Source organism: Cephaloticoccus primus (genome assembly GCF_001580015.1).
Classification (GTDB): domain Bacteria; phylum Verrucomicrobiota; class Verrucomicrobiia; order Opitutales; family Opitutaceae; genus Cephaloticoccus; species Cephaloticoccus primus.
Genome location: NZ_LSZQ01000030.1, coordinates 47,403 through 68,861 on the forward strand (window position 1 = coordinate 47,403; position 21,459 = coordinate 68,861).

General features: G+C 61.6%; 18 protein-coding genes and 1 tRNA gene. 5 read left to right on the plus strand and 14 right to left on the minus strand.

The window, feature by feature from the left end:
* Positions 1-198 precede the first annotated feature (198 nt).
* Entirely contained in the window at positions 199-513 is a 315-nt protein-coding gene (locus AXK11_RS10000; RefSeq protein ID WP_068629514.1) for a hypothetical protein, read from the plus strand.
* A gap of 423 nt (positions 514-936) precedes the next feature.
* Here AXK11_RS10000 and AXK11_RS03880 read toward each other — a convergent pair whose 3' ends face one another.
* Both AXK11_RS03880 and AXK11_RS03885 read right to left on the minus strand, forming a co-directional pair.
* Positions 937-1,440 carry a nuclear transport factor 2 family protein gene (locus AXK11_RS03880; protein WP_082780856.1) on the minus strand — a complete coding sequence of 168 codons (504 nt, stop codon included), beginning with the start codon at positions 1,438-1,440 and terminating at the stop codon, positions 937-939.
* Between the two features lie 76 nt (positions 1,441-1,516).
* Positions 1,517-2,590 carry an NAD(P)H-dependent glycerol-3-phosphate dehydrogenase gene (locus tag AXK11_RS03885; RefSeq protein WP_068629517.1) on the minus strand — a complete coding sequence of 358 codons (1,074 nt, stop codon included), beginning with the start codon at positions 2,588-2,590 and terminating at the stop codon, positions 1,517-1,519.
* A gap of 114 nt (positions 2,591-2,704) precedes the next feature.
* Here AXK11_RS03885 and AXK11_RS03890 point away from each other — a divergent pair, with 114 nt between their 5' ends.
* Positions 2,705-2,959, plus strand: coding sequence for a hypothetical protein (locus tag AXK11_RS03890; protein ID WP_156469186.1), 255 nt, complete (start codon positions 2,705-2,707; stop codon positions 2,957-2,959).
* Between the two features lie 37 nt (positions 2,960-2,996).
* Here the strand turns inward: AXK11_RS03890 and AXK11_RS03895 are convergent, their stop codons facing one another.
* From AXK11_RS03895 to AXK11_RS03935, 9 genes are all read right to left on the minus strand, one after another.
* Complete coding sequence (locus tag AXK11_RS03895; RefSeq protein WP_156469187.1) at positions 2,997-3,482, minus strand: LEA/WHy family protein; 486 nt, start codon at positions 3,480-3,482, stop codon at positions 2,997-2,999.
* Between the two features lie 398 nt (positions 3,483-3,880).
* A complete protein-coding gene (locus AXK11_RS03900; protein ID WP_068629612.1) occupies positions 3,881-4,663 on the minus strand; it encodes a succinate dehydrogenase/fumarate reductase iron-sulfur subunit in 783 nt (260 codons plus the stop codon).
* A 116-nt stretch (positions 4,664-4,779) separates the two neighbouring features.
* Positions 4,780-6,765 carry a fumarate reductase/succinate dehydrogenase flavoprotein subunit gene (locus AXK11_RS03905; protein ID WP_068629522.1) on the minus strand — a complete coding sequence of 662 codons (1,986 nt, stop codon included), beginning with the start codon at positions 6,763-6,765 and terminating at the stop codon, positions 4,780-4,782.
* A gap of 113 nt (positions 6,766-6,878) precedes the next feature.
* Positions 6,879-7,697 (minus strand): succinate dehydrogenase cytochrome b subunit, encoded by an 819-nt coding sequence (locus tag AXK11_RS03910; protein ID WP_068629524.1) that lies wholly within the window; start codon positions 7,695-7,697, stop codon positions 6,879-6,881.
* A 265-nt stretch (positions 7,698-7,962) separates the two neighbouring features.
* Entirely contained in the window at positions 7,963-9,378 is a 1,416-nt protein-coding gene (locus AXK11_RS10175) for an acyl-CoA synthetase family protein (RefSeq protein ID WP_231865747.1), read from the minus strand.
* Between the two features lie 549 nt (positions 9,379-9,927).
* The gene (locus AXK11_RS03920) at positions 9,928-10,494 is read right to left on the minus strand and encodes a LysM peptidoglycan-binding domain-containing protein (protein ID WP_082780858.1); all 567 of its coding nucleotides are present in this window, start codon (positions 10,492-10,494) and stop codon (positions 9,928-9,930) included.
* 154 nt (positions 10,495-10,648) lie between these two features.
* Positions 10,649-10,723, minus strand: a tRNA-Gly gene (locus tag AXK11_RS03925).
* Positions 10,724-11,356: 633 nt separating this feature from the next.
* The gene (locus AXK11_RS03930) at positions 11,357-12,775 is read right to left on the minus strand and encodes a Gfo/Idh/MocA family oxidoreductase (protein ID WP_068629528.1); all 1,419 of its coding nucleotides are present in this window, start codon (positions 12,773-12,775) and stop codon (positions 11,357-11,359) included.
* Between the two features lie 85 nt (positions 12,776-12,860).
* On the minus strand, positions 12,861-14,219 hold the full coding sequence (locus tag AXK11_RS03935) for a 3-keto-disaccharide hydrolase (RefSeq protein WP_068629529.1): 1,359 nt from the start codon (positions 14,217-14,219) through the stop codon (positions 12,861-12,863).
* A gap of 213 nt (positions 14,220-14,432) precedes the next feature.
* Between AXK11_RS03935 and AXK11_RS03940 the strand changes: the two genes are divergently transcribed.
* Complete coding sequence (locus AXK11_RS03940) at positions 14,433-16,487, plus strand: glycoside hydrolase family 36 protein (protein WP_068629531.1); 2,055 nt, start codon at positions 14,433-14,435, stop codon at positions 16,485-16,487.
* Positions 16,488-16,575: 88 nt separating this feature from the next.
* On the opposite strand, the gene recR is transcribed toward AXK11_RS03940, so the two are convergent.
* The 3 genes from recR to AXK11_RS03955 form a co-directional block, all read right to left on the minus strand.
* Positions 16,576-17,181, minus strand: a complete 606-nt coding sequence (gene recR, locus AXK11_RS03945; protein WP_068629533.1) for a recombination mediator RecR — start codon at positions 17,179-17,181, stop codon at positions 16,576-16,578.
* 86 nt (positions 17,182-17,267) lie between these two features.
* Entirely contained in the window at positions 17,268-17,576 is a 309-nt protein-coding gene (locus AXK11_RS03950) for a YbaB/EbfC family nucleoid-associated protein (protein WP_068629535.1), read from the minus strand.
* Between the two features lie 81 nt (positions 17,577-17,657).
* Positions 17,658-18,638, minus strand: a complete 981-nt coding sequence (locus AXK11_RS03955) for an NAD-dependent epimerase/dehydratase family protein (RefSeq protein WP_068629537.1) — start codon at positions 18,636-18,638, stop codon at positions 17,658-17,660.
* 19 nt (positions 18,639-18,657) lie between these two features.
* Between AXK11_RS03955 and AXK11_RS03960 the strand changes: the two genes are divergently transcribed.
* Together AXK11_RS03960 and asnB are read left to right on the plus strand one after the other, a co-directional pair.
* Positions 18,658-19,224, plus strand: a complete 567-nt coding sequence (locus tag AXK11_RS03960) for a DJ-1 family glyoxalase III (protein ID WP_068629539.1) — start codon at positions 18,658-18,660, stop codon at positions 19,222-19,224.
* A 214-nt stretch (positions 19,225-19,438) separates the two neighbouring features.
* Positions 19,439-21,430, plus strand: a complete 1,992-nt coding sequence (gene asnB / locus AXK11_RS09340) for an asparagine synthase (glutamine-hydrolyzing) (RefSeq protein ID WP_082780859.1) — start codon at positions 19,439-19,441, stop codon at positions 21,428-21,430.
* Positions 21,431-21,459 lie beyond the last annotated feature (29 nt).

Sequence of the window (21,459 nt, forward strand, 5' to 3'; positions counted from 1 at the left end):
CAGCTCCGCCAACCGGGCCGGGAGCGGCCACGGTGGATCGGGTGAAAGCCCGGATGTGCGCCCCCTCTCCCCCCCAAGGAGAAGGCGAACCAAGAACGCTCCTGAAGAAGCCGACCTGATGCCCTGTCATACGGTCGGCTTTTTTTGAAACCTGATGCGTGATCCCCCACTCGAACAAACCCGCAAGTATCACGCATTATGATCACAACACCAACAACACCCGACGCGCTCCCGGGACTGCGACGCAGCACCGACAATCCCAACCACCACCTGTGGAACAACCACGGGACCTGGTTCCTGCACTACACGACGCACCCCACGCCTTTCACCAAAGAGCGTATCCGGCGCTCACTGGGCACCAAAAGCCTCGAAACCGCGCGCGAACGGCGCGACGTGTTCTTCGCGCAGCTCTCGCGAGAGCTCACCTTGCGCGAGCAAAGCGCATTGGCCGTGTTTGAGCCCGCGCTGCCACACGGTTTCGACCTCGACAGCGAGCAGGAAAAGGCCGCCTGAGGTTCTGGCACGGGCAGACTCCCACTCCGCGTGGGGCGGGGGACGGTGACCACTTCCACTCAATTTGGGAATCGGCCCCGCCGCTACGCGGCGGAACACGATTCCCAAATTAGCCTCCCTGTCGCTTCGCGACAGGGTCTTCGACCCTTTTTATGGGCGCGCCCTTGTTGGGCCGCGTCCGGCTAGCGTTTATTCGTTAACTCCAAAAATTGCCCAAACGGGTTACCCATCGGTTCTCCGTCCAAACGGAGGTCGGGCCCCTTCTACTGTGCCGCTTGTGTGTCGGGCCTTCTGCCCGACACACAAGCGGCACAGTAAGTGGGTGCAGCATGCGCGCAGCGGCAACGACGCTGCGGCCAAATAAAAGAGCCCGAGGCTCCCGCCCCACGCGTAGGGCCGCCCTCCCGCTCCCAGGAGCCAAGGTCAGAACATGGTGTTCGAGTTGGCCGACTCCGCCGGGACGGGCTGGATCACATCCCAATGCTCGACGATGAGCCCGTCCTTCACGCGAAAAATATCGACCACGGCGACGCCGCGATCCGCAGGCCCGTTCGTCGAGTGGATGTGCAGGTAAACGAGGTCGCCATCCGTCGCGCTGCGCACGATCCGTGCGCGCGATTGCGGGTTGTCCTTAAAAAACTGCGTGAAGTAGCCGACCACCGGCGCGCGGCCATCGGGCACCGTCGGGTTGTGCTGCCGGTAGTCTTCGGCGAGCAAGCGGGCGGCCTCAGCGGTCTGGTGCTCGTTGAAAAACTGCTCGTAAAACCGGAGCACGAGCGCGCGGTTCACCTCTTCGGCAGCGAAATCACGTGCCGAAACTGAGGCGTCAGATTTTTTGTCTGAGGTGAGCACCAAAAAGAAGCAAAGCTCGGCCGCGCAGAAAAACAGTACGATGAGGAGGAGGATTTTTTTGGGGAAAGCATTCATGGGGAGGAAGTGAGGCGATAAGGTAGCAAAGAGACAAAGCCTTGGTCACCAGGACCGCGAATTTTTTGAGAAAAACCTACGCGTCGCCGCCCTCCTGTTTGAGCTCGCGGGTCATGAGGGCGGAGAGGGCGGCAGCGGGCGCTTTGCCCTCAAAGAGGATCGCGTACATCTCGCGCAAGATCGGCGCATCAATGCCACGCGCGGCGCAAAGCCCGGCAAAGGACTGCGTGGTTTTATAGCCCTCGACCACGCTGCGGCGCCCCGCGAGCAGATCGGCGGCGCGCGCGCCTGCGCCCAGTTGCTCGCCAAACTGGCGGTTGCGGCTCCACGCGCCGTGGCAGGTCGCCACCAGATCACCGAAACCGCTGAGCCCGTAAAAAGTCTCCGCCTGTGCGCCGAGGGCCACGCCCACGCGCAGCATCTCTGCCAGCGCACGGGTCAGCAGGGCGGCGCGCGCGTTATCGCCGAGGCGCAGCCCATCGCAGCAGCCCGCAGCAATGGCGTAGATATTCTTCAGGCAACCGCCGAGCTCGGCACCGACGAGGTCGGCACTCGTGTACACGCGCAGACGCTCGCTGCTCAACGCGGCTTGCACCGGAGTGAGCGACTCACGCGTGGGCGCACAGGCCAGCAGCATCGCCGCAGGCTGCCCGCGCGCGACCTCCGCCGCATTGGTCGGGCCGGTCAATGCGCCCACCGTGCAATCGGGCAAGCACTCCGCGATCACTTCGCAAGGGCGCTTGTGACTGCCAACCTCAAGCCCCTTGGCGAGGCTGAGCACGAGCCGCGGCGGAGGAACCCCGGGCGCAGCTTGGAGCGGAGCGTCGCCGCCACTGCGCCCCGCTTCGCCACCCGATTGAGCCCTTGCCAGCGCGGCCCGCACTCGTTGCGCGGTTTCTCGCAAGGCCTGCGACGGGCAGGCGAGCAGCAGCACTTCGGCACCGGCCACAGCCGGGGCGAGCTCAGCCGTGACGCCCACGTTTTCCGGCAGAGCAATCCCCGGCAGGTAGTCCGCATTTTCGCGGCAACGCTGGAGCTGCTCAGCATGCTCGGCGCGACGCGGCACGAGCTGCACAGCCTGCCCCGCTCGCGCCAGGTGAATCGCAAACGCCGTACCCCAAGCTCCTGCACCGATGACCGCAAAATTCATACCGCAGGGCTTAAACAGGCTTTCGGCGCGGGGGCACGATTTTTCAGGATAATGATAAAAAGGCGGGCTTTTAACATTGCCGTCCCCCGGGCGCGTCCTAGCGCTTCTCACACTGTGTTGCGCGTCTTGATAAACCTCCTGCGACGACCGGCCATCCGGATGGGGCTGGCGCAGGATCGGCGGCGCGCGTTGCGCAACCCGGGCTTCGTAAGCTTCATGGCGCAAAACAACCGGCAGCGCCCGGGCAACTACTCCCACGAGCGAATCGAGCGCACCCGCCGCTGGCTGCGCAATCTCGCCGTAACGGCCCTCGTGCTCGGCTGCGCCTGGATCGCCATCGAGAGTGCCAAGGCCCTCTCGGTATTCTGAGGGCCAAGGGCTCTTTTAATTTAGTCAGCTCCCCTGCCTATCTCAGCAGTGCGCTGATATCCACCTGGCCGCGTGATTGTACAGGGATCCGCTCGGACTCATTTCCCACGCGGTAGCGCACGGTGCTCACGAGCCGGTACTCGACTATGCGCTCCCCGGCATCGGCGAGCTGGCGCAAGACCTGGGGTTTATCGATCTCGATAAACACTTCCCGATCCGTGTTCCCGGCCGGCGGGATCCCGAGAGCCTGAGTGTTGGTGCTCGCACCAATCAGGCTGCCATTGAGGTAGAGTTTGTGCGTGGTCTCAGCGAAAGCCACCGGCATGATGTTGTCGTTAAAGAAGCGCAGCGTCATCACCGCGCGCCTGTGGTTGCCTGTCGCCGTGCTCGCCGCAGTCGGCTGGATATCGTTTAGCGCAATCGCGATCCCGCTGATCTTGTAGCGCGTCTGGCAGCCACTGAAAACGAGGCAACCGAGGAGGGCGAAGATCGAGAGGAAACGCAGGGGACGCAGTAAAGTCATGGCGCAAATCTCAAGTTCCACCGCCGCCCACGGCAAGAGGGCATTCGCGCTTTTCGCAGGGAAGGCCACTGCGCGTGGAGCGGTGGCGGGTCGCCACTTCCATTCAATTTGCGATTTTGCCCGTGCGCGGTGCGCCCGAACAAAATCGCAAATTTAAGGAACCTATCCCTGTCGCGTTGCGACAGGAGATGGAGCCAAAATTGCGGATGAGGCGCATACCCATTTGGGCGCGCGAAAAAGTTGACGGGGTAAACTCCCGCCTGACCGAAGGTCAGGCTCATTCAACTGTGCGGCTTGTCTGTCGTGCGGAACGCACGGCACGCAAGCCGCACAGTAAATGGCAGGGGACACCGTCCCCCGCCCCACGCGTAGTGGAGACTTCTACTCGTTTATTATGCTCAGGCTCCGCCGTCTGCCCCGGCGGCCTTGTCTTTGCAAGCGGCGCGGAAGGTGGCGGCGATATAATCGCGATTCATCCGGCCAATAAAATCGTGCGAGATGAGCTTTGGGCAGGCTGCCGAACACTCGTATTGGTTGGTGCAGTTGCCAAAGCCGAGCTCGTCCATCTTGGCGACCATGTTGAGCACGCGCGTGTCGCGCTCGGGCTGCCCCTGTGGCAGGAGCGCGAACTGCGAAACCTTGGCCGAGACGAAGAGCATGGCCGACGCGTTTTTGCAGGCCGCCACACAGGCGCCGCAGCCGATGCAGGCCGCTGCATCCATCGCGAGGTCGGCGTCCTGCTTGGGGATCGGAAGCGCGTTGGCATCCTGCGCGGCACCTGTGCGGATGCTGATGAAGCCGCCCGCTTGCTGGATTTTGTCAAAGGCCGAGCGATCGGTGATCAGGTCTTTTATGACGGGAAAGGGCTTTGCGCGATAAGGCTCCACCGTGATGACCGCGCCATCCTCAAAACTGCGCATGTAGGTCTGGCAGGAGGCGATGCCCTCGTGCGGGCCGTGCGGCTTGCCGTCGATGACCAGCGAGCAGGTCCCGCAAATGCCCTCGCGGCAATCGTGCGCAAAGGCGATCGGGTCTTCGCCACGGCGCTCCAGGTCGTCGTTTACCACGTCGAGCATTTCGAGGAACGACATGTTCGGGTTACAGTTCGTCGCCTTGTACTCGACGAATTTGCCCGGCTGGTCTGCCGCGGCCTGGCGCCAGATTTGCAGCGTGACGGAGATATTCTTGCTGGAGGTGGGAGTGGTGTCCGCGGCCATTGGAAGCGTGGGTTATTGGCAAAGAGAAGGAAGAACGGAGTGCGAGCAGTTGGGGCGCAGCGTAGTGAGCGGCGCGCGCGCTACTTGTAGGATCGCACGCTCATCTTGACGAATTCGTAGTTGAGCGGCTCGACATTGCGCAGCGGCTCCACGCCGTCGCCCTGGTACTCCCAGGCCGCGACATGGGCAAAGTTCTCGTCGTCGCGCAGGCACTCGCCGTCGGGATACTGGTACTCCTCGCGGAAGTGGCCGCCGCAGCTTTCCTCGCGGCTGAGCGCGTCGCGGCACATGAGCTCGCCGAGCTCCATGAAGTCGGCCACGCGGTTCGCGCGCTCCAGCGCCTGGTTCATGTTATCCGCCGAGCCCGGGACGTTTACGCCCGCCCAGAACTCTTCGCGCAGGGCCTGGATTTCTTCGATGCCTTTTTGGAGGCCCTCGCGCGTGCGGGCCATGCCGCAGCGCTTCCACATGATCAGGCCCAGCCGCTTGTGGTAGTGGTTCACCGGCTCCTTGCCCTTGACCGACATCAGGCGGCGGATGACCGCCTCGCTGCGCTCCTGCGCCTCGGCAAACTCGGGCGCATCGGTGGAGGGCTTGTTGTTCGGCTTCTGACCGGCGAGGTAGCCGTTGATCGTATTGGGCAAGACGAAGTAGCCGTCGGAGAGGCCCTGCATGAGCGCCGAGGCGCCGAGCCGGTTGGCGCCGTGATCGGAAAAGTTGGCCTCACCGAGGACGAAGAGTCCGGGCAGGTTGGACATCAAGTTGTAGTCCACCCACAGGCCGCCCATCGTGTAGTGCACCGCCGGGTAGATGCGCATGGGCTGCTTGTAGGCATCCTCGTCGGTGATCTCCTTATAAATGTCGAAGAGGTTTCCATAGCGTTCCTTCACCGCGGCTTCGCCGAAATGGAGCACCTGCGCGGCCGTGGGACTCTCGATATTCGCACGCGCCGCCGCCTGGCGGCCGTAACGCTGGATCGCATCGGCAAAGTCGAGGTACACGCCAAGGCCCGACTCGCCGACGCCGCGCCCTTCGTCGCACATACGCATGGCCGCTCGCGAAGACACGTCGCGCGGGGCGAGGTTGCCGAATGAGGGATAGATGCGCTCCAGATAGTAGTCGCGGTCTTCTTCGGGGATTTCGTTGGGGTTCTTTTTGCAGTCGGCGGCGTTTTTCGGAACCCAGATCCGGCCGTCGTTGCGCAGCGATTCCGACATCAGCGTGAGCTTCGACTGGTAGTCGCCCGAGACGGGGATGCAGGTCGGGTGGATCTGCGTGTAGCATGGATTCGCAAAGCAGGCGCCGCGCTTGTAGGCGCGCCAGATCGCGGTCGCATTTGAGCCGCGCGCGTAGGTCGAGAGGTTAAAGACATTTCCGTAGCCGCCCGTCGCCAGGACGACCGCATCTCCCGAGTGGCGGTGAAACTTTCCGGTGACGAGGTCGCGCGTGATGACGCCCTTGGCGTGCCCGTCGATCACCACCAGATCGACCATCTCGTGCTGCGTAACGAGCTCGACTGCGCCCGCGCCGACCTGCTTCGAGAGCGCCGAGTAAGCGCCGAGCAAGAGCTGCTGCCCCGTCTGCCCGCGCGCGTAAAACGTGCGCGAAACCTGCGCCCCGCCGAAGGAGCGGTTGGCGAGCAGCCCGCCGTACTCGCGCGCAAAGGGCACGCCTTGGGCGACGCATTGGTCAATGATGTTGACCGACACCTCCGCCAGCCGGTGCACGTTGGCCTCGCGCGCGCGGTAGTCCCCGCCCTTGATCGTGTCGTAGAAAAGCCGGTACACGCTGTCGCCATCGTTTTGGTAATTCTTGGCCGCGTTGATGCCGCCCTGCGCAGCGATCGAGTGCGCGCGGCGCGGGCTGTCGTGAAAGACGATGCACTTCACCCGGTAGCCGAGCTCCGAGAGCGTCGCCGCCGCCGAGGCACCCGCGAGCCCCGCACCGACGACGATGACCTCGTACTTCCGCTTGTTGGCGGGATTGACCAGCTTGCTGTTAAACTTGTGCTGGCTCCACTTTTCAGCGAGCGGGCCGGGCGGGATGTTGGAGTTGAGAGTAGCCATGTGTCAGAACGAGGAAGGGGGGAGAAAGCGTAGTGTGATAAAAAGGATCGGCGGTCGCAGGCGTGTGAGGCGAAGGGCGCAACTGGCAGGTGGGAACGCGTAGAAATCTCCCTTCAGTCGTGCTGGGCCACCTGCGCGGAGGCGGGTGACGTTTGGGCAGTTGCGGCAGTGCCGCGCACATCGGCAGCCGGATGCGGCGCGAGCGCTCCCGTCAAAATCGCCCCGGGGATCGCGAGATTGCCGATGAAGTACAACAGGCAGATCAGCGCCACGACCTTGCGCAGCGCGCCCGCCCAAGTCTGCGAACGCAGCCCCAGTGTTTGGAAAAGGCTGTCGATCCCGTGCAGCAGGTGCAGCGAGAGCAGCCCCACCGCGACGATGTAGAAGAGCGAAACCGGCACGCTCTCGAAACCGCGGTAGACCATCAGGTAGACGTTATCGACCTGCGTCCCCGCCGCCACGACCGGCAAGCCCATCACCGCATAATCCTGCTGCATCACGTAGGCGTGGGCACCTTTGAAATCGGCCGGATCGGTGATCCCCAGCGTGAAATGCGCGAGGTGGTACAGCACAAAGGCCAGCACCACGTAGCCCGTCAGCCGGATGTAGCGCGAGGCAAACGGCGCCCGCAGCCAGCTCTTCCCCGCCGCGTAAGCCTGCCCGCCGCGCGCGCGCTTGTTCTCAAGCGTCAGTACCGTCGCCGCCCAAACATGCACGCCCAGGCACGTGAGCATCACCACGCGCACCGCCCACAGCATCGGCCCCGTGTGGTGCAAGAACTCCGCGTAGCCATTGAGCTTATCCGGATGGCTAAAAATTTGCAGATTGCCCACCAAGTGCCCGATCGCAAAAGCGACCAGGACGATTCCGGAGAGGGCCATCAGGAATTTCCGGCCAATAGAAGAACGAAAGAGTGTAGCGAGCGGGCTCATAAATCCAGGGGGCAAGAAGCAGGGGTGTTAATTCAGCCTGAGCCAAGGGCTAAGCCGCACCTTGCCGACCTGTAAAGCGGCATGACCTCTGTTGCGAACCGGTCTCGCAGTGTATTAGCTCACCTTACCCGCCAGAGAAGATAAACAGCGGTGAGGCACATGCCCGAGCGCGTACCCGCATGCCTCCGCGCATTCTCGCCTGCACAGCCGGCTAATGCGCAGCGGCCCTTCCCGCCACTGGCGGCGGGGCGGGGTAACGCACAGGCTAAGCGCGGACCGTTTTCAGCAGCGTAAACTTGCCGCTCGCAGTCGGCGCAAGTGTGCGACGGCGAAAGGCATTCACCCGCACGCCGCCGAGCAGCTTCGCAAGCGCCGCCTCCAGCTTGGCCGCCGGATAGCTCGCCTCGGCCACGTAATAAAAATCCCAGCGCGCCGGATTCCGCTGCACCAATTGGTAGTGCCAACACGCAAAATCGGGCGGCAGCGCGGCATCCACCTCGTACACCGAAACCACCTCCCCGTCGGGGCGCAGATACAAGTCGCGCGCGCGCCCCAGCAGCCGGTAGCCACTCGGTAGCCGCCGCACCACATCGCCCGTGCGGTAGCGCAGCAGCGGCATCGCCTCACGCCCGCGAGTCGTCACGCAAATCTCGAAAAACTCACGCGACTCAGGCGAAGCCGGCGCTGCTGTCGTCACGGCTCCGGCAGCCTCGCCTTCATTTGCCGTCACGGCTTCGGCGACCTCTCCCGCGTTTGCCGCCCCACCCTGCGCGCCCGCATGCGCATCCGCGCCGCCCGCCGCAAAATCGTGCGGCACCAGCTCGATAAATGCATTCGCCTCGACTGGCTGCGCATTGTCGCAAAACGCCTCGCCCACGAACAAGTACCCCGCCTCTGTCGAGCCGTAGAGATCCACCTGCCGCGCCCCCGGGAAGGCCTCTGCCAACCGCGCGGCATGCTGCCGACTCGCCTTGCCGTAAGTCAGGATGATCACCCGCACACTCGGCACGCTCACCCCGCGCCGCGCCACTGCGCGCGCCAGCAGCGACAAGTACACCGGCTCGCCCTCCAGCACCTCCGGCTTCGTCGCCTGCAGCTCCAGCACGATCCGGTCCCACTCGCTCTCGGGAAACGAAAACGGATCGCTCGATAAATTCAGGTAAACCGTCCCATCCACATAGCGGTTCGGAAACGGATGATCCTCGTAAGGGCACAGGTTGCTTGAGCAGCCCACCGGAGCCAACACGCACTTCCGGAACGGCCTCCCGACAAACTCGCGCAAAATCGGCGACGCCGCATAAGCCCGCCGCGTCTGCGCCTCCCACCAGCCCCGCTCCATGATCACCGTCATCGGCCGCTGCGTCGTGCCGCCCGTGCTCTCATACTCATAGCGACTCTCGCTCAAACCACGCTCGACCTCGGCATAGTTTTGAAAAAACGCCGGCGCACCACGCGTCACGATCTCCTCCTTCGACAAGGCCGGGATCTCCCGATAGCAGGCCCAGTGCAGCGGCTCGGCATGCAGCGGGAAACGCTCCTCATAGAGCGGGCTCCGCGCATAGATCTGGCGAATCTCCGCCTCCAACGCCTCCGGCAAACGCGTTGTCCCCCTCCCACCGCTCGCGCGACAATCGTCGCGCTCAGATACTAAAGCAGAATGGGCAAAAACAGGGGCAGTCATCGGGAGGCCAGTTTACAGTATCGCACAAGATCTCGGGAAAAGGGGCCGGAGAAAACCGCAGCACCCCAGCAAGTCAAATGTGACAACACAAGGCCCCTCTCCTTTCCCACTGCGCGTGGGGCGGCGGGCCGTGCCCGCTCCCATTTACTGTGCGGCTTGCGGGTTGTCCCTTCCGCACAACCCGCAAGCCGCACAGTTGAATCAAATCCCTGACCAGAGGTCGGGCGGTCGTTGACCAACTTTATGGGGGCGGCCTCGTTGGGCCGTGCTAGAACTGCGTTTACCGGTTAACCAACAAAATCGCCCAAATGGGTTCCCGCTTCATTCGCGCACGGGCTGAAGCACCTGACGAGCCGCCAGCGAGCGGCTCGCAAAATGGAACGGTCGAATACCGTGTCGCGAAGCGACAGGGGGAAGCTCCTTAAATTTGCGATTTTGGGCGGGAGGGCGGGCGCAAAGCGCACGAGGCAAAATCGCAAATTAATGGATGTGGCGACACGCCACCGCCGCCCTGCGCGCGGTGGAAAAAATAGGACCGCGACTGATCGGTCAGGGGCGCTTGAGCCGCTGGCCGACGCCCAGGCGATTCCAGTTCACATCCGGATTGGCCGCTTGGAGCGACGCGAAGGAAATGCCCAACTCGCGCGCGATCCGCACCCCCGTGTCCCCGGATTTGACGACGTAATCGCCGCCCCCGCTCGCGGCCGCTTGTGCACCCGAAGCCGCAGCAGCGGCTCCAGTGTTGGCGGCTGCGTTTGCTGCCGGACGATTCGCCGCAGCAGTCGCCGCCGAGCGAGCACGCGGAGACTCCTCCAGCTTGGTGATCGCTCCGCGCAGATTCCCCAGCTCGGCGCCCACCTGATTAAAGGCATCCTGAGTCGAGCGCGTCAGCGCACCGATGTCGCGTGTCGCCTTCTCGCTCGCCGAAGTCGCCGTGCCCACCTGCGACTCGAAACTATCGAAACGCGCCATCTTTCCCTGATGCTCCGCAAGCGTGCGCTTCACATTGCCCAGAGAGATAGCCGAGTAGCCGCCGAGCAGCAGCCCAATCACTCCCACAATAATTGCCCCGACGGGCAGCATGCTGTTGGGTTCGCGAGATCCGATAGTGTCCATAGTTGGGAAAGTAAGGAAAGGTTCCGGCGAGAAAGACCAAGCCTATACCCACGCGCAAGAGCAGTCTTCACCCCACTTTCACTTTTCCCGTCCGACTCGGGCTCGTCCGCCCCTCCCCACTGAGGTCCTATCTCCCCTAACTCCTTGATAATCATGGTGCGGGCAGAGGGAGTCGAACCCTCCTCTCATGCTTGGGAAGCACGCATAATAGCCGATATACTATGCCCGCGTGGGTTGAGCGAAGAGCGCGTAGGCAAGCGGTGCGGGAGGTGCTCGGCAACTCTCGAATCACAAAAAACGCAAAGCCTCCACCAATCGCGAAGAACGCAAGGAACTTAAGAATACCCCATTCTGCTTCCTAAGCCCCAACGAAAACCGTGACGCCTTCCCGGTCGCAGAAAACGCAGCCCCTGCGCGGGGGCGACGAGTGCGCAGCCAGCCAGTGGCTACCTCGGGATCCAACGCAGCCCCTTCTCGGTTGCAGCAAATGTGATAAACTCTCTCGATTGCGGCAAATGGGGGGAGCTTTCCCTGGTTGCGGCGAACGTAGCGGCCTGTGTTCACAGCCGGCTTCGACTCCCTCCCAGCCGCGGCAGTGCCGAATCACAACACCAGCGGTGTACCGCAGCACCAACAACAGCGCGGCGGAGGCCCGGCAAAGTGGCGACAAGGGCCAAATCAACGAACATGGCAGGAGCGTGTGCATCCAGTGCCAGGCCAACGCAGCGAGGCCTCCCGTCATCCAAGCCGTTTACGACGTGTTTTTTTTAAATCGCCCAAACGGAAAGCCTTCTTGTCCGCGGCTGGCGTTGCCGCCGAGCCACGGCACCAGCGGCGTGCCAAAGGAACGACCGCCTCGGGGTCACATTTTGTAAAACTCTTCCCAGCCTTTTCGCGGGGGCGGGCCGGCGAGCAGGGCTTGGGCAAAGGCGTCGTTGGTGATGGTTTTTGTCGCGGGATCGAAAGCGATTTTCGCGCCGGTCCGCTGGGCGATTACGCCGAGGCATAGCACCTGGCTCAGTGGCCCGCCGATGGAAATGGGCGAGCGGGTCTTCTCCTCGCCCCGACAGGCCCGCAGAAAGTTCAGGAAGTGGTTGGACGTGGTCTCGGGCACTTCCGGCAGTTTCGAGGCCATGTCCCTGGCTTTTTCCTCCGGGATGATGCTCAGCGGGGCTGAGTGAGAACCGCCTTTGAAGGTCAGGTGCTTGCTGTAGATGATTTTGCCCGGATTAAGCCTTACGGGCTCGAGCTTGCCGGTGCTCGGCGGCGGGATGCTCGGGTCGAGGCCGCTCACGCCGTAGCCCGCGGGGACTTCGGGGAGATTATCGACTCCGTCGTACCAGTACACGTCCACGGCGGGCATGCCTTTGCGCTTGGGGAAGACGTAGCGCAGCGTGGTGGCCTTGGGGAAGAAGAACGAGTTATGGCCTTCCAGCTTAAGGGGGTGGATTTCGCGCGGCAGGCCCAGCTCCAGAAACTCGTGCGCGCCGTCCAGCAGGTGCGCGCCCCAGTCGCCCAGCGCGCCGACGCCGAAGTCGTACCAGCAGCGCCACTGGCCGTTCACAAAGTCTTTGCTGTAAAAATGCCCGACCGTGTGCATCTGCCAAAGATCCCAGTCCAGCGTGGCGGGGATGTCTTCGGGCGTGGGAAATCCGGCCATGGCGGGGTCCCATTTGTGCCAGCGGCGGGGGTGGTTCATGTGGACGTCGATGCGGGTGACGTCCTTGATGATGCCGGCGTTTTTCCACGCCTTGAACTGGTGGTAGCTGGCCTCGGAGTGTCCTTGGTTGCCCATCTGGGTAACGACCTTGGGGCTTCGGCGCGCCTTCTGGATGAGCAGCTCGTTTTCGTGGAAGGTGTGGGCGAGCGGTTTTTCCACGTAAACGTGCTTGCCCAGGTCCAGCGCGAGCATGGTGGCGGCAAAGTGGGCGAAGTCGGGCGTGCCGATGCTCACGGCGTCTATCGCGCTGCCCATTTTGTCGAACATCTTGCGAAAGTCCGTAAAGCGGGGCGCGTCTGGAAACTCCCTCAGGATGCCCTCGGTGTGCTTGGCGCCCATGTCCACGTCGCAGAGGGCCACGATATTGCACTGCCCGGTTTCGTAGAGATCCCTGATGATCTGCGCTCCGCGATTGCCGATGCCGATGCAGGCCAGGTTGACCCGATTATTGGCCGAGGCCGACTTCACGCGCCCCAGCAGGCTGCTGCTCAAGGCCATATAGCCGCCTGCCAAGGCAGTTTGCTGAATAAACGAGCGTCGGGAAAAACCGTGGGGCTTCATGATGTTTAGAGATTAAGGGGGGAGTCTGTTTTTTCCTTATTTATGGCTCAACGCCGCAACCGCAGGCATGAGCCCTTGGGGCCTGCTACTTCAGTTTGCGGATCTTGATATTCCGGAAGGAGACTTCGTCGCCGTGATCTTGCAGGAGGATGTGCCCGCGCTCGGCCATGCCAAAGTTTTCCCAGACGGCGTATTTGCTCAAGGCGACGAGGTCCTTGTAACGCTGGTCGCCGCGCGTGTACTCCAGCACTTTGATGCCGTTTAGCCAGTGTGTGACCTTGTTGTCGGGCGTGACGCGGATGCGCGCGGTATTCCACTCGCCGATGGGGCGCCGAGCCCTCCAGTTCGTCTTGTCGGCGGGGATGAGGTCGTAGAGCGAGGCAAGGGTGCGGTTGCCATCGCGGCCCATTTTGGCGTCGGGGTGCTCGGCGTCATCCAGCAGTTGGTATTCGAGCCCGATGGCCGAGCCCGCGGTTTGTTCCTTCAGCGTTACGAAGTACTTGATGCCGCTATTGGCCCCGGGCGTGAGCTTGAATTCGAGCCAGAGGTCAAACGCGGCGTACTGCCCCACGGTGACGATGTCCCCACCGTTGGTGGACTCGCCCCCGTCTGACTTTTCCACCGTGATGACACCATTTTCCACCCTCCAGCCCTTCTTCGGCAGGGCGCCCGTGCGCACGCTTTTCCACCCGCGCAGTGTGCGACCGTCAAACAGCAGGCGGACTCCCTTGGCCTTTTCGTCCTTGGCCAGACTGTTTGGCTCGAGGTTGACGATGTGGACTTCCTCAGGAAAGGGCTCGGGCCGCAGGCGCTTGGTCTGGATGCGGATGTTCTTGAAGTAGACCTTCTTGCCGACCAGCACCTCGGTGCCGATACTGTGCACTTGCAGGCCGATGAGGCCCTCGCGGCCTATGGGGTCTACCACGTAAGAAGCCGGCACGCCATTTACCCAGGTTTTCACATTCGGGCCAATGGCCTCGACCTTGATCCGGTTAAACTCGCCCGGCTTGTAGGCCGACCTGGCCGCCTCGTTCAGGTCGAGCGGATAGAGCCATCCCCGCCCGCCCTCGTCGTAGATGCCACCCGTCCAAGCCCGCCGCGTAGGCTCCACCTCCACCTGTTTGCCGCGCACCTGACCTCCGGCGGTTTGATAGCTGCGAATCTGGACGCCGGAATTGCTGTTCGCCCCCTCAAGCTTCACATCCAGCTCCAGCACGAAATCCCCGTAGTGCTTTTCCGTTATCAAAAAAGTGTTGGGCGTATTCATGGCCATGTGGCCCACGATGCAGCCGTCTTCCACGGTGAACTTGGCGGTGCCCCCGGCCGTCTTCCAGCCATTGAGCGTCTGGCCGTCGAAGAGCTGCTCGTACTGCTGCGCATGGGCCAAGCTGCCGCAGTGGGCGAAAAATGCCGCGAGGAAGAGTGCCAAAACAGGCTGTTTCATAATTCTCGTTTGTTGTTTGAGGTATAACTGGGGAAGGCCTTGGCCCCGATGGAGGTGGCGCCACCATGCGTACTTTCGCACTCTGATACAAGCTGAGTGTTTGGCCTTTGGCGCACCTTTTACCAAACGCGCCAATTCGGTTTGCTCTCCCAGCCGGTTGAGGGCTTCATCCCGCCAGCTTCTTAGCCTGTAAAAAGCCAACCCCGCTCCCCAATGAAAACACCCGCACAGCTCACAAATGTTGCCCCGGCTCAGCAAGCAGCTGAGCCGATCTCGGCGCGCCCCCGCCGCGCTTTTATCCGAAAGGCCGCTATGTTCGCCGGTGCGCTGGCCGCGCTAGCCGGCACATCGGTTAGCGCGTCGTCCCTATCCAATCTTCCTGACGATCGCTGGCCCGGGCGGCTGGTGGTCGGCGACAAGACGCTCGACGACTTTGTAGCCATCGGAGAGGAGGCTCATCCGGATGCGTCGTGGACGGTCCGAATCTTCCAGTCGGCTTCGATGCCAACTCTGCAAATCCGTGCCCAATGGCGAACGATTGGAGCCGTGAAAGAGTGGATCCCCACGCTGGTAAATAATAGCGCTACACCCTCAGGGCGAGTGACCGAGGTGCGCTCACTCGCAGCCTCGTGGCCGACACGCGGGCCGGTGGATTTCTATGGAAATAACGGCTCACAATCAAGGATTGAGGACTTTGCTGATCGTACGGAGCTCGATATTGACGTGGTTGAGCTGATGCCAGAAAGGGGGAAGTCATCGGATGGGATCTTCCCCTTCTTCGCCTTGACCGACCGGCATGATTCCCTCGCCGTCGGCATTGGTTGGAGCGGCCGGTGGGATGCCACGCTTAAACACGCTGATGGGCACCTGCAGATTGAGATCGGGTTGCCGCAGGTCGGTTTCGTACTGCGTCCGTGGGAGTCGGTGAGGCTACCTTCGATCTTGCTCGCACAGGCTCCCGGCAAAACGGCTGACCAAGCCCGCCGCTTGGTGCGTGCCCACCTAACAAACCACGTGGTGCCGAAAACCCCCGATGGGAAGAGCCCTGCCCTTACAGCACACGGGACGATGTATCAGTACCACCGCTCGCGAGTGGCAAGCGAAGGGATGGAAATCGCCGCGCTGGAACGCGCGGCGGCACTGGGTTTTGAGATGCATTGGATTGATGCCAACTGGTACGGCAATGAGCCCTACTGGCCCACTGAAGTGGGCAACTGGAATGCTCGACACGTTGATTTCCCGCGAGGGCTGCGCCCCATCAGTGACCGTGCGCACGAACGGGGGATGAAGTTCATCTTCTGGATGGAGCCCGAGCGAGCGTATCCGCATACCGAATGGGCACGCTCTCACCCCGACCTGTTCCTCACCTTCACTCGCCAAGATGGAGGACCATGGTATAAAGGGCTGATTTTGGATTTGGGCAATCCGCGCGCGGTCGATCTGGCCTTTACCACGATCTCCTCTCTAATCACCGAATTTAATGCGGACTTCTATCGACAAGACTTCAATACGATCCCTCTTGATGCGTGGTATGCTGAAGATCCTCCTGATCGGGTAGGGATCACGGAGATCCGGTATATCGAAGGGCTCTATGCGTTATGGGATCGAATCTTGGCCGCACATCCCGATATCGTGATCGACAATTGCGCGGCAGGAGGGCGCAGGATCGATTTGGAGACCATGCGCCGCTCGGTGCCTCTGTTTCGTAGCGACGCCGGTGATGCGGGCGGCAGGAGGGATATCCCCAAAGCAGATTTGATCAACCAGCTTCACTGCTGGGGGCTTGGGCACTGGATCCCCTATCATGGAGGCCCGATCAGAACCTTTGATGCCTACGCCACCCGCAGCACGCTCCTGACGGGCTTCATAGCCTACCGTCCGCTACCAACGGACGAGCATGATCCCGAGTACGCCGATGCCCTCGCTGCGGTGGCCGAGAACAAACGCCTTCGTCCCCTAATCGCCGAGGAGCGGATTGGCCTGATCGCCCCTTCTTTGGAGAAAGAAGCTTGGATGGCCTTCCAGCACCATCGTCATTCTGACTCCAGCGGGATCATCGTGGCCTTGCGCGGCCCGGAAGCGGAGTCGGACTCTGTCACGCTACGCCCCGAGTATATCGATGCCAAAGTCACCTATCGGCTTACCAAGTGGAACAACTACCGCGCGACTCGCGCCGTCCAAGTTAGTGGAGCCGAGCTCAAAGAGATTGCTCTTACAATCGCCGAAACACGCAGTAGCGTACTCCTGGAATACCAGCGGGTAGATTGACACAGCCTCCCTCGCCTCTCGTGGCGCATCGCCGCGCTGCGAGGCCGGGGGAGCAACTCGATCAGCGCAAGTCGGGCAGCCGGAACGGTTACAAATAGTCGCGGCGGCCTTCGAGAGCGCTTTTTAGCGTGACAGAATCGGCGTAGAGAACGCCGCCCCCGCTGGGCAACCCGAAGCCGATGCGCGTGACCGTGACGGGCGTGGCCGCGCTTCCAGAAGCGAGGTGCTCCGTGAGGTAGTGGCAGGTGGCTTCGCCTTCGACATCGCCGGAGAGCGCGAGGATGAGTTCGCGAATTTCGCCGCCAGCGAGGCGCGCGATCAGGGGCGCGAGGTTCAGGTCCCGGGGGCCGATGCCCTGGATCGGCGAGAGCTTGCCGTGGAGAACGTGGTAAACGCCGCGATAGGCACCGCTGCGCTCAATCGCGACGAGGTCGGGAACCTGCTCCACAACGCAGACGAGGCCGTGGTCGCGCGTGGGATCCGCGCAGATGGGGCACAGCTCGTCTTCGGCGAGGTTGCCGCAGCGCCCGCAGCGCCGCACGGAGCGGGCCGCTTCCTGAAGCGCATTAACGAGTGCGGGCAGGCGTTCCGTTTTCTCAACGAGGAGGTGCAGCGCGATCCGCTCCGCCGAGCGATAGCCGAGGCCGGGCAGTTGCTTGAGGCATTTTTGCAGATGCTCAAAGGCAGGCGTCATGCAGGCAGATGCGTAGTGGCGGAACGCCGGGGGGACTGGAGGCTCGGGTTGAGAGGGAGGAGACGCGGAGTAGCTGCACTCGCGGGCTAGAGCATGCCGGGCATGGAGAAGCCGGAAGTGATTTTTTGCATCTCGGCCTCGTTGTACTCCTTGGCCTGCTTGGCGGCATCTTGGATCGCGGTGAGGATCGTCTCGGAAACGAAGCCCGGCTCTTCCTTGAGCAACTCGGGGTCGAGCGTGAGCGAGAGGAAGCGGCCGTTTCCGTTGATCTTGACCTGCACCGCACCGCCGCCGCTGGCGACCTGGATTTCGTGTGCGTCGAGCTGGCTTTGCAGGGCTTCGACGCCGCGCTGCATTTTCTGGGCTTGCTTGAGGAGTTTTCCGAGTCCGGCCATGTGAGTTTAGGGAAAAGGGTTGAGAAAAACGGCGCGATGGAAGCGCGGGCGAAAAGCGGCGGATTTGAAGGGCGCGACCCGCTAGCGCGATAACAAACTCGCGTAGCCTTCGCGATAGCTCGGGTAGCGCGGCTGCCAACCGAGCTCGCGCTTGAGGCGGTGGTTGAGGATCACGCGATCGGGCACAACGCGGCGGCGAAGCGTGGCGCGGGCGGGATCAAAGCGCGGGGCTGGTTGGCCGAGTTGGGCAGCGAGCCAGGCGACGACTTCGGCTTTCGGCGCGGGGAAATCGTCGGCGACGTTGTACGCGCGATTCGCAAACGCAGCGGGTGCGGCAAAGGCCGCCCAAACTGCCGCCGCTGCGTCCTCGACGTGGGTGAGGTTGAGGTGGGGCTCACCCGAACCGGGGAGCGCGGCCGCACCGTCGCGCACTTGGTCGAGGAGATGCGTGCGCCCCGGGCCGTAGAGCCCCGCGAGCCGCAAGATAAACCAACGCTGGGCCACACAGTTTTTTCGCAGCGCGCTTTCCGTCGCAGAGAGAATCCCGCTGCGGGAGTCGTGCGCGGGCGTCGCGAGCGGCGAGTCTTCGTCAACCCGGGCACCGTCCCCCTGCGGATAAACGCCCGTGCTGCTCGTATAGACACAAGTGCCGATGCGCGGCGACTGCGCCGTCCATTCGACCAGAGACTGCATACCAGCGAGGTAGCTGCGCCGGAGCCGCGCAAGTGGATCAGCATTGGGCTCAGCCAGCGGCCCACCGTTGCTGCTGCGATGCGGGCCGCTGCTGTTGGCACCTGTGCCCGCCGCCCCCGAGCTCACGCAGTTGAGCACGTAGTCCATCTCGCGGGGCACGAGCTCATGCCAATCTGGTGTAGCGAGATCGGCGACGATTGCCTCAATGCCCTCCGCCCGCAGCACGGCGGCTTTCTGCGGGTTGCGCGTGAGTGCGATCACTCGCATCCGGCGGGCGAGGGCTTGGCGCGCGATCAAAGTTCCAAGGTAACCGCAGCCGAAGATGAGGAGCTGTTTACCGGTAAAAAAAGGCTGCGTATCCGTGGGCATTCCGCTCCAAGTACGAGCCATGCCCAAAGTCCTCGCAATCCTCGTCGACGGTTTTGAAGAAATCGAAGCGGTCACGCCGATCGACCTGCTCCGCCGAGCGGGAGTCGAAGTGACCATCGCCACACTCGGCGACACCCGCACGGTCACAGGCCGCTGCGGCATCGCGCTGCAAGGCGAATGCAGCCTGGGTGACGCGCTCTCGCGCGAGCCGGGCGGCTACGACTGCCTGCTCCTCCCCGGCGGCCCCGGGGTAAAAACACTGCGCGAGAGTACCGAGGTGATTAAGACAGTGAACCAACAGCATGCGGCAGGGCGGCTCGTGGCGGCGATTTGCGCGGCGCCATTGGTCCTCTTGGAGGCGGGGATTTTGGAAGGGCGACGCTACACCGCGCACGGCTCAGTCGTCGAGGAGCTGCCCAATACCCTGCCAGACGAAGCCGTCGTCGTAGACGGCAACCTCGTCACCTCGCGCGGTGCAGGCACCGCACTGCAATTTGGGCTCACACTGGCCGAACTGATCGTGGGAACCGATGGCGCCCAACGAATTGCGGGCGAAATCCACCAAATGCCCGACAAAGGGAACTAAACGGCCCCAAACGGGACTAGGCAGACTGATGACGGATGGCTAAATGCTATTGCCTGGCTCGGCTTCGGACGCGGAGGATCCGTAACTCCCGCCCCCCTTGGCGGCATAGGGGATGGCTCATGACAGATAACTTCACCAAACAACGCAACTTCCACAACGGAAGCGACGGGGCGAAGCTCGGTCAGATGGAAGAAAGCATTTACTCATCAAAAAGATGTGCGGTATAGCCGGTTTTGTTAGCTCGGCAGTGAGCCCCGAAGAGCTCGGCCAAACTGTTGAGCGCATGTGTGCAGCCATGCTTCACCGGGGGCCTGACGATATCGGCTTGGAAAGCAGGGCGGGAGCTGCACTCGGGATGCGCCGTCTGGCCATTTTTGATCCGAAACGGGGCAAACAACCCATGCCAAGTCCGGATGGGCGCTATATCCTCGTTTTTAATGGTGCGATATATAACCACCTGGAGCTGAAGCGTGAACTATCAGCACTAGGCCATACTTTTCACACCGACTGCGATACAGAGGTACTGTTGGCAGCTTATATCCAATGGCAAAAGAGCTGCCTGTATAAGATACGTGGGATGTTTGCCTTTGCGGTGTGGGATGCACATGAGCGCATGCTTTTCGCAGCGCGAGATGCGATGGGAGTAAAGCCGCTATATTATGCACGACATCCAAAGGGAGGCTTACTCTTTGCATCTGAGCTACGCGCCCTGAATGCCAGCGGGCAGCTACCTTGCGAGATTGATCCCGCAGCGATTGGAGAATATCTCTCATGGTCGGCGATCCCCGCCCCGCGGACTATTTACACAGGCTGTCTTGCTCTTCGGCCAGGGTCCTGGCTAAGCTGTGACCCGACCGGTCAAATACAAACCGGCACATGGTGGACGTTCCCCCAAATAGATTCCGAAAAAAATGGTGAAAAGGCCCCCTCCGATGAAGACTTCCGCATAGAGTTGCGGTCACGTTTGGAAGAGGTTGCACAACTCTATACCAGAAGCGATGTTCCGCTAGGCGCATTTCTCTCAGGCGGGCTGGACTCCACAGCATGCGTAGGACTCCTGAGACACGTCAACACTACGCAGCAGTTAAAGACTTTCTCCGTTGTATTTGATGAAACCGGTTTTTCGGAGGAAAGTGCCGCGCAAATTACCGCCAAAGCTTTCGGGACAGAACACCACGAGCTCCGGCTCACAGGAAAGCGATTGGTCGAAGATTTACCCAAAATACTGAACTGTTATGACCAGCCCGGAGGAGACGGAGTAAATACTTACTATGCAAGTCTGGCCGCAAAACAAGGCGGAGTTACTGTTTCTGTTTCAGGCCTCGGCGGCGATGAACTCTTTGGAGGCTACCCCTCCTTCAAAGAGTTGCCCCGGCTCAGCCGTCTGCTTCCCTATTGGCAGATACTGCCCAGCAAGCTACGCAATTTAATTATCAGTAGACTAAAAGCGAGAGAGAATACGAGAGCTCGACTCTTGGGAGACTGGCTGGAAAATGCAATTGATATTCACGAGTTGGCGGCCCTCCGCCGTCGATCAATAACAGAAGATGCCAGAAAGGAATTACTCTGCCCTGAAGCATTGCGTCACGCAAAACGCCTTGGCCCGCTACATCCACTTGTAGATCATCTGCCGCAAGAGCTCACTGGAGCGGATGATTTTCAAATTATCAGCGCATGGGAGCTCCGCACTTATGCAAGCGATATATTATTGAGAGATAGCGACACCTTTAGTATGGCCAACTCGCTTGAGCTACGTGTCCCGCTACTGGACCTGCCACTCGTCGAGTGGGTCTGGCAGCAGCCAACAAAACTGAAGTACAGAAGTGACAGCACTAAGTGGGGGCTCGCCCAGGCAACTCGAGACTTGATCCCGGAGACTATTCTCAAGCGTAAAAAACAAGGCTTCACCCTTCCCTTCTCTCTCTGGATGCAAGGAATATTGAAGCCTTTCATGGAAGACTGCTTTTCCCAGAAAACACTAAAAGATTGCCCTTGGCTTGAGGTAGCGCCGACACAGAGGCTCTGGCAAAACTTCATACAGGGCAGTGACTCAAGAGGCTGGTCCAGGATTTGGTCACTGGCCATGCTGATTACATTTTGCCAACGCAAAAAACAAGCCGCTCCCTCAAAGAAACGCTACTGCTTCCTCTTGGTACTTTTACACGCAGTGCTGGAACAGGGGGATATATGTGGATTCCTTCTTTAAAGCCTGTTAGGCGTACCATCTCAACTAAC

What these genes read in the sequence shown, in the direction of transcription:
- AXK11_RS03930 (WP_068629528.1), bottom strand. Translation starts at nt 12,775, where the DNA reads ATGAAGCCCCACGGTTTTTCCCGACGCTCGTTTATTCAGCAAACTGCC.
- AXK11_RS03905 (WP_068629522.1), bottom strand. Translation starts at nt 6,765, where the DNA reads ATGGCTACTCTCAACTCCAACATCCCGCCCGGCCCGCTCGCTGAAAAG.
- AXK11_RS03895 (WP_156469187.1), bottom strand. Translation starts at nt 3,482, where the DNA reads ATGACTTTACTGCGTCCCCTGCGTTTCCTCTCGATCTTCGCCCTCCTC.
- AXK11_RS03960 (WP_068629539.1), top strand. Translation starts at nt 18,658, where the DNA reads ATGCCCAAAGTCCTCGCAATCCTCGTCGACGGTTTTGAAGAAATCGAA.
- AXK11_RS03940 (WP_068629531.1), top strand. Translation starts at nt 14,433, where the DNA reads ATGAAAACACCCGCACAGCTCACAAATGTTGCCCCGGCTCAGCAAGCA.
- AXK11_RS03880 (WP_082780856.1), bottom strand. Translation starts at nt 1,440, where the DNA reads ATGAATGCTTTCCCCAAAAAAATCCTCCTCCTCATCGTACTGTTTTTC.
- AXK11_RS10000 (WP_068629514.1), top strand. Translation starts at nt 199, where the DNA reads ATGATCACAACACCAACAACACCCGACGCGCTCCCGGGACTGCGACGC.
- AXK11_RS03910 (WP_068629524.1), bottom strand. Translation starts at nt 7,697, where the DNA reads ATGAGCCCGCTCGCTACACTCTTTCGTTCTTCTATTGGCCGGAAATTC.
- asnB (WP_082780859.1), top strand. Translation starts at nt 19,439, where the DNA reads ATGTGCGGTATAGCCGGTTTTGTTAGCTCGGCAGTGAGCCCCGAAGAG.
- AXK11_RS03950 (WP_068629535.1), bottom strand. Translation starts at nt 17,576, where the DNA reads ATGGCCGGACTCGGAAAACTCCTCAAGCAAGCCCAGAAAATGCAGCGC.
- AXK11_RS10175 (WP_231865747.1), bottom strand. Translation starts at nt 9,378, where the DNA reads ATGACTGCCCCTGTTTTTGCCCATTCTGCTTTAGTATCTGAGCGCGAC.
- AXK11_RS03885 (WP_068629517.1), bottom strand. Translation starts at nt 2,590, where the DNA reads ATGAATTTTGCGGTCATCGGTGCAGGAGCTTGGGGTACGGCGTTTGCG.
- recR (WP_068629533.1), bottom strand. Translation starts at nt 17,181, where the DNA reads ATGACGCCTGCCTTTGAGCATCTGCAAAAATGCCTCAAGCAACTGCCC.
- AXK11_RS03920 (WP_082780858.1), bottom strand. Translation starts at nt 10,494, where the DNA reads ATGGACACTATCGGATCTCGCGAACCCAACAGCATGCTGCCCGTCGGG.
- AXK11_RS03955 (WP_068629537.1), bottom strand. Translation starts at nt 18,638, where the DNA reads ATGCCCACGGATACGCAGCCTTTTTTTACCGGTAAACAGCTCCTCATC.
- AXK11_RS03935 (WP_068629529.1), bottom strand. Translation starts at nt 14,219, where the DNA reads ATGAAACAGCCTGTTTTGGCACTCTTCCTCGCGGCATTTTTCGCCCAC.